11 protein-coding genes are annotated in these 10,630 nt (G+C 69.1%); 7 read left to right on the top strand and 4 right to left on the bottom strand.

The features are described from left to right. Nucleotides 1-60: 60 nt before the first annotated feature. Complete coding sequence (locus AC069I_RS22970; RefSeq protein WP_478266362.1) at nt 61-666, top strand: TetR/AcrR family transcriptional regulator; 606 nt, start codon at nt 61-63, stop codon at nt 664-666. Here the strand turns inward: AC069I_RS22970 and AC069I_RS22975 are convergent. From AC069I_RS22975 to AC069I_RS22990, 4 genes are all read right to left on the bottom strand, one after another. Continuing rightward, complete coding sequence (locus AC069I_RS22975; protein ID WP_478266363.1) at nt 618-1,715, bottom strand: alpha/beta hydrolase family protein; 1,098 nt, start codon at nt 1,713-1,715, stop codon at nt 618-620. The two genes, AC069I_RS22970 and AC069I_RS22975, sit on opposite strands and share 49 nt — an antisense overlap. Before the next feature lie 142 nt (nt 1,716-1,857). Beyond that, nucleotides 1,858-3,369 (bottom strand): long-chain-fatty-acid--CoA ligase, encoded by a 1,512-nt coding sequence (locus AC069I_RS22980; protein WP_478266364.1) that lies wholly within the window; start codon nt 3,367-3,369, stop codon nt 1,858-1,860. Further along, nucleotides 3,366-4,439 carry an acyl-CoA dehydrogenase family protein gene (locus AC069I_RS22985; RefSeq protein ID WP_478266365.1) on the bottom strand — a complete coding sequence of 358 codons (1,074 nt, stop codon included), beginning with the start codon at nt 4,437-4,439 and terminating at the stop codon, nt 3,366-3,368. The genes AC069I_RS22980 and AC069I_RS22985 overlap by 4 nt, the downstream gene beginning before the upstream one ends. Nucleotides 4,440-4,448: 9 nt before the next feature. Then, nucleotides 4,449-5,630: an acyl-CoA dehydrogenase family protein gene (locus AC069I_RS22990; protein ID WP_478266366.1), complete on the bottom strand. Its 1,182-nt coding sequence runs from the start codon at nt 5,628-5,630 to the stop codon at nt 4,449-4,451. 103 nt (nt 5,631-5,733) lie between these two features. On the opposite strand from AC069I_RS22990, the gene AC069I_RS22995 reads away from it, so the two are divergent. The 6 genes from AC069I_RS22995 to AC069I_RS23020 all read left to right on the top strand — a co-directional run. Next, a complete protein-coding gene (locus AC069I_RS22995) occupies nt 5,734-5,925 on the top strand; it encodes a ferredoxin (protein ID WP_007033756.1) in 192 nt (63 codons plus the stop codon). 71 nt (nt 5,926-5,996) lie between these two features. Continuing rightward, on the top strand, nt 5,997-6,881 hold the full coding sequence (locus AC069I_RS23000) for a 3-oxoacyl-ACP reductase (RefSeq protein WP_478266367.1): 885 nt from the start codon (nt 5,997-5,999) through the stop codon (nt 6,879-6,881). A gap of 25 nt (nt 6,882-6,906) precedes the next feature. Beyond that, nucleotides 6,907-7,668, top strand: coding sequence for a glucose 1-dehydrogenase (locus AC069I_RS23005; protein WP_478228686.1), 762 nt, complete (start codon nt 6,907-6,909; stop codon nt 7,666-7,668). 144 nt (nt 7,669-7,812) lie between these two features. Next, nucleotides 7,813-8,598 carry an MlaE family ABC transporter permease gene (locus tag AC069I_RS23010; RefSeq protein WP_125675589.1) on the top strand — a complete coding sequence of 262 codons (786 nt, stop codon included), beginning with the start codon at nt 7,813-7,815 and terminating at the stop codon, nt 8,596-8,598. Nucleotide 8,599: 1 nt separating this feature from the next. Next, nucleotides 8,600-9,448, top strand: a complete 849-nt coding sequence (locus AC069I_RS23015) for an MlaE family ABC transporter permease (RefSeq protein WP_340683278.1) — start codon at nt 8,600-8,602, stop codon at nt 9,446-9,448. Further along, nucleotides 9,445-10,630: MCE family protein (locus tag AC069I_RS23020; RefSeq protein ID WP_478266368.1), on the top strand; the 1,186-nt coding region annotated here is incomplete at its 3' end. The genes AC069I_RS23015 and AC069I_RS23020, both read left to right, overlap by 4 nt.

Genomic DNA, 10,630 nt, shown 5'->3' on the forward strand with positions numbered 1-10,630 from the left:
TCCTTTCCAGAACATCGATCCATTAGTTAGAACAACGTTCCAAATTTTCGAGGAGCATACATGCCCGCGGACCTGCCCGGCATCGTCCGGTTGCGCGACCGTCGTGAGGCGCTGACGCTGCGCACGATCCTGACGGCGGCCCGCGGCCTCTTCGCCGAGCGCGGGTACGCACGGACACCGATCCGCCTCATCGCCCAGGGAGCGGGGGTGTCCCCGCAGACCATCTACGCCCACTTCGGTTCGAAGGCCGGTGTCCTCGGCGGGCTCGTCGACCTCCTCGACGACGAGGCCGGGATCCCCGACCTCGTCGCCGAGGCGCAGCGGACCGAGGATCCGGTCGCGTTGCTCGGCCTCCTGGCCACGGTCGCCCGCCAGGTCCGGGAACGCTGTGGCGACATCGTCACGATGCTCGGCTCCGGTGCGGCCGTCGATCCGGACATCGCCGCGACACAGGCGGAAGGTGCCCGGCGTAACCGGCTCGGCGTCGAGATGGTCGTCGGCCGCGTCCGAGAGAGCGGGCGCGCCGTGGTACCCAGGGCCGCGGACATCGCCGTGGCCCTGATGAGCGCCGACGTCCACACCAGCCTCGTCGCCGAGGCCGGGTGGAGTCACGACGACTACGAAGCCTGGCTCAAGGACACCTTGGTCACGGCGCTGCTTCGGTGACGCAGGGTCTTGCCGAAGAACGCCGAGAGCTGAGCGCGCTGCGTGGCGACGCTCCGCGCCGGATCGATGGTGCCGACGAAGGCGGCCGGGGCGTTGCCCAGCTGCGGCAACAGCGTCTGGTAGTCGGTGAAACTGAAATGCTCCCCGTCCGGCAACCGCACCTCGCGGGTCCAGCCACGCTGGTTGCGGAGGAACTCCTGCCAGGACGCGTCCGACGCGGCGCTGTGGTCACCGGCGCTCATCAGCAGGAACGGCCGGTCCAGTCCCTCGTCGGCGACGCGGCCGAAGATCCGCTGCGACTGCGAGTGGGCCATGCTGCCGTCCAGATCCGCTCCGGCGACGACGCGCCGGTCGCTCACCATCGTCTCGCCCGCGGTGAACCCGCCGGCGGAGTGGCCGAACATGCCGGCCTCGGTCAGTCCGAGCGAGTCGAGGACGAAGCGCGTGTCACGGACGCGAGTGTCGATCACGCGTTTCGACACCTCGATGCTCGACGGCGGCAAGGCCTTCTTCTCGACACGGCCGCCGGGGAACTCCACCGCTTCCGCTTCGTGGGTGTGATCGATGGCCACGACGACGTAGCCTTCGCTCGCGAGCTGTTCCTGGTGGGTGGTGCCGTGCGAACGCGACAGGGTGCCGCCGGGCGAATACAGCACGACGGGCCGCTTGCCACCGATCGCGGGCGCGCCGATCCGGGAGTGGGTGGGGAAGCGGTAGTCGAGCTGGTCCGCCGTCATGCCCAGCTTGACGGCGTCGCCCTCGGCCACCACCTTCGCGACACCTGGCGCCATGTACGGCGCTTTCGGCTTTCCGCTCGGCAAGGCCGGGTACCGCACGGTGACCATCAATTCCCTTGTCGCACCGGGAACCCACGGGTCCTGGCGGGAGTGATCGACGAGATGGAGGTCGGTGCTGCCGACGGCGTACGGACCTGTCGGCGCGGGAAGGCTCAAGCGGGCGGGCGCCGCCGACGCGGGCGGCGCGAGGAGGACGGCGGGCAGGGCGAGAGTGGTCGCCAGTACGCCGATCCGGCGCGTTGTTCGTTTCATGGCACCGAACGTAGGCAGCGGGCGGGTGCCGGGGCATCGGGAAGATCACCGGTGCCGACCCTGGGATCAGCCCCGGGGCTCACTGCCGCGTTTAGTCCTCTGAATGCGGTAGTTGTCAGTGCGAACTATCGCGTTCAGAGGACTAAACGCGGGGGTAGCGCAGCTCCCACGCCGCTCGGGAACCTTCCGCCGCCAGTTCCCGTTTGAGCACCTTGTGCGTCGCCGTCCTGGGCAGTTCGGCGAGCGTCCGGATGAACCGGGGCCGCTGCTTCGGTCCCAGATCGCCTTGCGCGACAACGAAAGCGGCGAGCTCGTCGGCGTCGATCGGCGACCGGCAGACCAGGGCGGCCATCACCTGGTCACCCACCCGCGGATCCGGCACGCCGTACACGGCGGCCTCGCTGACGGCGGGATGTCGCAGGAGCGCGCGTTCGATCGGGGCGGTGCCGAGGTTTTCGCCGTCGACGCGCAGCCAGTCGCCGAGCCGTCCCGCGAAGTAGCAGTAGCCGTCCGCGTCCAGGTACGCCAGGTCACCGGTGTGGTACATCCCGTCGCGCATCCGCTCGGCCTCGGCCGCCGGATCGCCGTAGTAACCGGCGAAGAAGCCCGGGCCACCGGTGTTGACCAGTTCGCCCACCGCCTCGGCGGCGTTGAGCAGCCTTCCGCCTTCATCGAACTCCGCCGGGGGACAGGGTTTTCCGGTCTCCGGGTCGAGGACGGCGACGCCGTCGAGCAGGCGGCCGAGCGAACCGGGCGGGGTGGAGGCGTCCCTTCCGAAGTTCACTCCGCCCTCGGTCGAACCGAAGGCGTCGACCACGTGGCAGCCGAAGCGTTTGCCGAAAGCGGCGAGGTCGGCTTCCGCGCCTTCGTTGCCGTAGACCAGTTTCAGCGGGTTGTCGGCGTCGTCGTCCCGTTCGGGAGTGGTGAGCACATAGGACAGTGGTTTGCCGACGTAGTTGGCGTACGTCGCTCCGAACCTCCGGACGTCCGGCAGGAAACCGGAGGCCGAGAACCGCCGCCGCACCGCGATCCCCGCGCCCGCGGCGAGCCCGACCGACCAGCCTGCCATGATGGCGTTGGAGTGGAACATCGGCATCGACACGTACACGGTGTCCTCTGCGGACAGACCGAACCGGGTGGCCAGCATCTCGCCGGGGTAGGCGATCTTGCCGTGCGTGCACCGGACGGCCTTCGGGTCACCGCTGGTGCCGGACGTGAAGATCAGCATGAGCAGGTCTTCCGGCTTCGCGGCCACGGGGTCGAAAGCTTCTCGCGCCGGCCCCAGCTCGCTCAGCGGCAGCACCGGCACACCGGCGTTGGGCAGCAGCGGAAGGTACTTGTCCTCGGCGAACACCACCTCGCAGTCGGCCAGTGCGACGTCACGGGCCAGTGCCGCGCCCCGGCGCGTGGGGTTCAGGCCGACCAGCACGTGTCCCGAGAGCGCCGCCCCGCCGAGCAGGAACGAGAACTCGGGAACGTTGTCCGCCAGCAGCCCGAAGTGCCCGCCGGGCCGCAGGATCGCGGTGAGCGCGGCGGCGTGCCCGGCGCAGGCCCGGATGTGCTCGGCCCACGTCCAGCGCCGGTCTTCGAACAGCAGGCCGGTCGAGCGGTCCTCCGCCCGCGCGAGCAGGAGTTCCGTGACCGTGGGGGTCATGCCGGGTCCGCGGCCAGCAGGTCGCCGAGTCCCCGCAGCTGCGTGGTCGCTCCGCCCAGGGTGAACTCGAGCCGTTTCGCCGCGACGAAGTAGCGATGCAGTGTGTGGTCGACGTCGATGCCGACCCCGCCGTGGACGTGCACGGCGGTGTGCGCGACGCGATGCCCGGCCTCGGCCGTCCAGAACTTCGCCGTCGCGACCTCTTCGGCCGCCGGTAACCGTTCGCTGAGCCGCCAGGCGGCCTGCCACAACGTCAGCCGGACGGCTTCGACGTCGACGTAGGCGTCGGCGAGCCGCTGCCGCACCGCCTGGAAACTCCCGATGAGATGGCCGAACTGCTTGCGCTCCCGCGCGTACGCCGCGGTCAGCTCCAGCGCCCGTTCGACCACGCCGAGCTGCTGCGCGCAGCAGCCGACCGTGCCCCGCAGTCGCAGCCATTCGCCGATGTCGCCCAAGGATGTGGCGGCCTTCGCGCCGGACAGCTCGACGAGTGCCGCGTCGGCGTGGTCGACGGTCCGCTGCGGCGAGACCGTCACGGCGTCCCGGTCGAGCAGGAACACCTGACGGCCGCCGTCGATGGCGGCTTCGACGAGGAACCCGTGCGCGAACGCGCCCGACGGCACCGCGGTCTGCGCGCCGGTCAGCCGCCAGCCGTCGCCGTCGGCCTCGGCGGTGAACCCGCACGGCACGCCGTAGTCCGGCAGCGCGACCGCGAGGACGTGGTGACCGCGCAGGACCGGGACGACCCAGCGCTCCGCGAGCCGTCCGTCGCCGAATTCGGCAACGGCGGCGGCGCCCAGGACGACCGACGTCAGATAGGGCACGGGCGCGACCGCGCGGCCGATCTCGGCCAGCACGGAACACTGCTCCAGCAGCCCGAATCCGCCACCGCCGACCGACTGCGGCAACGCGGCGTCGAGCACCCCGGCCTGGGCCAGTGAAGTCCACAGTGGAGCGTCGAAGCCACCGGAACCGTGCGGCCCCAGCACGTCGGGGGTGACCTTGTCCGTCAGGATCCGGCGCGTGAGCGAAGCGAGATCCTGCTGCGCTTCGGTGAGCGTGAAGTCCATGGGTGTCTCCTAGCGCGTGACGGGCAGGCCGAGGGCGGTCGCGGCGATCATGTCCCGCTGGATCTCGTTGGTTCCGCCGCCGAAGGTGAGGATCAGCGAAGACCGGTGCAGCCGTTCGATCCGGCCGCGCAACTGGGCACCGGGGGAGCCCTCGCGGACGACGGCGCCCGCGCCGAGGATCTCCATCATCAGCCGGTACGCCTCGGTCGCGAACTCCGTGCCGAAGACCTTCGTCGCCGACGCCTCCGCCGGGCCGAGCTCGCTGCTAGTGGCCGCCCAGGCGATCCGCCAGTTCCGCAGCTTCAGGTATTCGGCGTGCGTGTGGATCCGCGCCAGGTGCAGCCGCACCCACGGCTGGTCGATGACGCGCGAGCCGTCGGGCAGTTTCGTGGTCTGCGCCCAGCTCCGCACCTCGCGCAGCGACGTCTGGATCGGGGCGGCCGAGGTCAGCGCGACACGTTCGTGGTTGAGCTGGTTCGTGATGAGCGGCCAGCCCTCGTTCTCCCCGGCGACCCGGGAGGTCACCGGGACGCGCACGTCGTCGTAGTAGGTCGCGCTCGTGCCAGGACCGGCGACCGTGTGCACCTTCGTCCAGGAGAAACCGGGGGCCGAGGTCGGCACGATCAGCATGCTCAGGCCCTTGTGCCTGCGGGCGTCGGGGTCGGTGCGGGCGGCCAGCCAGACGTAGTCGGCGTACTCGATCAGGCTTGTCCACATCTTCTGGCCGTTGATGACGTAGTCGTCGCCGTCGCGGACCGCGCGGGTGCGCAGTGACGCCAGGTCGGTGCCCGCGCCCGGCTCGGAGTAGCCGATCGCGAAGTGCAGCTCGCCGGCGGCGATCTTCGGCAGGTAGAACGCCTTCTGTTCTTCGGTGCCGTAGCGCATGATCGTCGGCCCGACGGTGTTCACCGTGAGGAACGGGACGGGCACCCCCGCCGCGGCCGCCTCGTCGGTGAAGATGAGCTGATCGAGCATCGGCCGGTCCTGCCCGCCGTACTCGCGGGGCCAGCCGATCGCGAGCCAGCCCGCACCGCCGAGGTCCCGGACGATTTCCTTGTACACCAGGCCGTTGCCGTACTCGCCGCCGTCACCGGCCAGGGCTTCACGGCGTTCGGGGGTCATCAGCCTGGCGAAGTACTCCCTGAGTTCCGCCGCCAGCGCCCGCTGCTCCGGCGTGTAGTCGATCCGCATCCGTCACCTCTGCCGTCGGTGCTCGTTACTGGTGCCATGGCCGCTCGCGGCGGTAAGGTAGAACCTGTTCTAGTTGTACCAGGTATGGCGGCGAGGAGGGAATATGGAGATCGACGTCGATCGCTCGCTCTGCGAGGCGAACGCGATCTGTGTCGGCTTCGCGCCCGAGGTCTTCGATCTCGACGACGACGAGGAACTTGTCCTCGCGTCGGCCGAAGTTCCACAGAATCAAGTAGAACGTGTTACTCAGGCTGTGGCGAGCTGTCCGAAAAACGCCCTGCTCATACGTGGTTAACACCGTCTATTTGCTGCTTGCATCGAGCAAGAACAGATTCTAATGTGTGCGGAGAGGCAAGGAGGCCCGGAGTGAGTTTGGACGGCAGGACGGCCATCGTGACCGGGGCCGGCGCGGGACTCGGCCGGGCCGAGGCGCTGGCGCTGGCCGCCGCGGGAGCGTCGGTGGTGGTCAATGACGTGTCGGCCGCGGCGCGGGCGGTGGCCGACGAGATCGAGGCCGAGGGCGGCAAGGCTGTCGCGGTCACCGGCGACGTGTCGGAGTCCGCGACCGCGGACGCGCTGCTCACCGCCGCCGTCGACCACTTCGGCGGGCTGCACGTCCTGGTCAACAACGCGGGCGTGCTGCGCGACCGGATGCTGTTCTCGATGTCCGACGACGAATGGGACACCGTGCTCCGGGTCCACCTTCGCGGGCATTTCCTGCTTTCGCGCAACGCCGGGGCGTACTGGCGCGACAAGTCCAAAGTGGACGGCGCGCCGGTGTACGGCCGGGTGGTCAACACCGCGTCGGAGTCGTTCCTGCTCGGCGCCCCTGGCCAGCCGAACTATGGCGCGGCCAAGGCGGGCATCGCCGCGCTCACCGTCTCCACCGCACGCGGTCTTTCCCGCTACGGCGTCCGCGCCAACGCGATCTGCCCGCGCGCCCGGACGGCGATGACCGAAGCGGTCTTCGGAGCCGACGCGCCGGAAGGGATCGACCCGCTTTCGGTCGACCACGTCGCACCGTTCGTGTCGTTCCTCTGCTCGCCCGAGGCCGATCGGGTCAACGGCCAGGTGTTCCTCGTCTACGGCGGGATGGTCGCGCTGATGCGGCCGCCGTCGGTGGAACAGCGATTCGACACCGTCAACGGCACCTGGACCGCCGCCGAACTCGCCACCAGCGTGGGCGGCTACTTCGCCGACCGCGACCCGGAGCGGATGTTCTCCGCGTCCGAGATCATGTCGCTGCCGTGAACAACAGGAACAGGTGTGGATGACGATGGGCAGGCTCGATCACAAGGTAGCGCTGATCACCGGCGGCGCCCGCGGGCAGGGCGAGGCGGCCGCGCGGCTGTTCGTCGCCGAGGGCGCGCGCGTGGTGATCGCCGACATCAACGACCTCGATGGCAAGAAGCTGGCCGCCGATCTCGGTGAGTCCGCCGTCTACCAGCATCTCGACGTCGGGGACGAGGCCGAATGGGACGCCGCGATCGAGCGCACCGTCTCGGAGTTCGGCCCGCCGACCGTACTGGTCAACAACGCGGGCATCCTGCACTTCTCGGAACTCGGCAAGACCACGCTCGCCGACTACGAACGCGTCATCCGGGTCAACCAGATCGGCGCGTTTCTCGGGATGCGTTCGGTCGTTGAACCGATGACCGGGGCCGGAGGCGGCTCCATCGTCAACGTGTCCTCAGTCGAAGGGCTCGCCGGAATGCCGTTCCTCGTCGCCTACACCGCGAGCAAGTTCGCGATCCGCGGGATGACCAAGGTCGCCGCGCTCGAACTCGGCGCGAAGAACATCCGGGTCAATTCGGTCCATCCCGGCGCGATCGACACCCCGATGGTCGCGGCCGCCGCGGGCGGGCAGAAAGTCGACATGTCGTGGGTGGGCAAGAAGGTCGCCCTCGGCCGCGTCGGGCAGCCGGAGGACATCGCGAAGCTCGTGCTGTTCCTGGCCAGTGACGAAAGTTCGTACAGCACGGGCGCGGAGTTCGTCGCGGACGGCGGCGCCACGGCCACGCATGCTCTCAGATTTTGATCGGGCGCGAAGCGCCTCCGTTGAGGGTGGTGGTGGGGGCATGGATGGACTGACGCGGAGGTGCCGAGAGCAAAGTGAACACCGCTAACGCACTGGGGCGTTGACAGGTGGAGTAAGACTCGGGGCAGGCGACTGGGAGGTTCTGTGGGAGCGACGGTGTCCGTCCCCGGTACGGGTGCGCTCACACAGGTCGGCAGGCTCGCGACGCTGTCGTGGGAAGTCCTGCGCGCGATCTTCAAACGCCCGTTCCAGTTCCGCGAATGGATCCAGCAGTGCTGGTTTTTCGCGAGTGTCACCATCCTGCCGACGGCGCTGGTGGCGATCCCGTTCGGCGCCGTCATCGCGTTGCAGCTGGGCTCGCTGACGCAGCAGATCGGCGCGCAGTCGTTCACCGGCGCCGCGAGCGCGCTCGCGATCGTGCAGCAGGCGAGCCCGCTGATCACCGCGCTGCTGGTGGCCGGCGCGGGCGGCAGCGCGGTCTGCGCCGACATCGGCGCCCGCAAGATCCGCGAAGAGATCGACGCGATGGAAGTCCTCGGGGTCAACCCGATCCAGCGCCTGATCGTGCCCCGCGTACTCGCCGCGATCGTGGTTTCGGTGCTGCTGAACGGTTTGGTCAGCGTCGTCGGTGTGCTCGGCGGCTACTTCTTCAACGTCGTCATGCAGGGCGGCACCCCCGGCGCGTACCTCGCCAGCTTCAACGCGCTCGCCCAGGTGCCGGATCTGTGGATCAGCGAGATCAAGGCGCTCCTGTACGGTTTCGTCGCCGGGGTGGTCGCGGCGTTCCGCGGGCTGAACCCGGCGGGCGGGCCGAAGGGCGTCGGCGACGCGGTGAACCAGGCCGTGGTCATCACGTTCCTGCTGCTGTTCCTGATCAACGTCGTGCTGACCGCGATCTACCTGCGGATCGTCCCGCCGAAGGCGATGTGACATGGCAGGTGAACCCGCTGTTTCGGACCGGACGCTCGAAATCATCGCGCGTCCCGGCGCGATGCTGGAAGGCTTCGGCGGCCAGCTGTCGTTCTACTTCCGCGCGCTGGCCTGGACCCCGCGCACGATCCGGCGCTACGGCCGCGAGATCTTCCGCCTGCTGACCGAGGTCAGCTTCGGCACCGGCGCGCTCGCGGTGATCGGCGGGACGCTCGGCGTGATGATCGGGATGACGCTGTTCACCGGTCTCATCGTCGGCCTGCAGGGCTACTCCGCGCTGAACCAGCTCGGCACCGCCGCGCTCACCGGGTTCATCTCGGCGTACTTCAACACCCGCGAGGTCGCGCCGCTTTCGGCCGGGCTGGCGCTTTCGGCCACCGTCGGCTGCGGGTTCACCGCGCAACTCGGCGCGATGAAGATCTCCGAGGAGATCGACGCGCTCGAAGTGATGGGCGTGCCGAGCCTGCCGTACCTGGTGACGACGCGGGTGATCGCCGGCGTCACCGCGGTCATCCCGCTCTACGCCGTCGGCCTGCTTTCGTCGTACCTCGCCTCGCGGCAGATCACGATCTGGCTCTACGGCCAGTCGTCGGGCACCTACGACCACTACTTCACGCTGTTCCTGCCGCCCGAGGACGTGCTCTGGTCGTTCCTCAAGGTGATCATCTTCAGCGTGCTCGTCATCCTGTCGCACTGCTACTACGGCTACACCGCCAGCGGTGGGCCCGCCGGGGTCGGCGTCGCGGTCGGGCGCGCGGTGCGGACGTCGATCGTGCTGATCTCGGTCCTCGACTTCTTCCTCAGCCTCGCGATCTGGGGCGCCACGACGACGGTGAGGATTTCCGGGTGAACAGGAGGACTCTGCTGCAGCGGCTCCGGCACCAGGTGCTGGGGCTGATCTTCCTCGTGGTGGTCGTGCTGTTCTTCGTCACCACCATCGCCTTCTACCAGAAGGCCTTCACCACCGTGACCCTGGTGAAACTGGAGACCGACCGCATCGGCAACCAGATGCGCGTGGGCGCGGACGTGAAGGTGCGCGGGATGGTCGTCGGCGAGGTCCGGACGATCCAGGCGCACGGCGATCGCGCGACGATGGAACTGGCGCTGCAACCGGACAAGACGTCGGTCATCCCGTCGAACGTGTCCGCGCGGCTGCTGCCCAAGACGTTGTTCGGCGAACGGTATGTCGCTTTGCAGATACCGAACAAGCCGGAGCGGCACATCGCCGAGGGCGACGTCATCCCGCAGGACCGCAGCAGTAGCGCGATCGAGCTGGAAACCGTGCTCGGCAACGTGATGCCGCTGCTGCAGGCCGTCCAGCCGGAGAAGATGGCCAGCACGCTCAACGCCGTCGCGTCCGCTTTGGACGGTCAGGGCAAGCAGCTTGGCGCGACGCTGGCGGGGCTTTCGGACTATCTCGGCAAGGTGAACCCGTCGCTGCCCGACCTCAAGGCCGACATCACCGGGCTGGCCGACGCCGCCGCCGTCTACGACAAGGCCGCGCCGGATCTGCTGGCCGCGCTTTCGGACCTGACCACCACGAGCAAGACCCTGGTCGAGAGCCAGCGCGGGCTCGCCGACGTGTATTCGACGGTGACCGCGGCCTCGATCGACCTGACGAGTTTCCTGAAAGTGAACCAGGACAACCTGATCCGCCTCACCACCAACCTCCAGCCCACCTTGGACGTCCTCGCGAAGTACGCGCCGGAGTACCCGTGCCTGCTCAAGCAGCTGGCCGAATCGGTGCCCCGCGCGGAACTCGCGTTCGGCAAGGGGACCGCGCATCCCGAGGTCAGCCGGGTGACCATCGAGTTCACGCCGAGCCGGGGCAAGTACCTGCCCGGCGTCGACGAGCCGAAGTACAACGACAAACGCGGCCCGCGCTGCTACCCCCAGGTGCCGCCGCCGGGCCGCTGGCCGCAGTACCCGCCGGACGGCGCCATCGACGACGGGTCCTCGAAACCCGCGCCGCCGCGCGATCCCGACGGCACCCTGCCCTCGAACGGGACCGTGCCTTCGGGCGGGAGCGCGG

The organism is Amycolatopsis sp. NPDC043885, assembly GCF_056435685.1.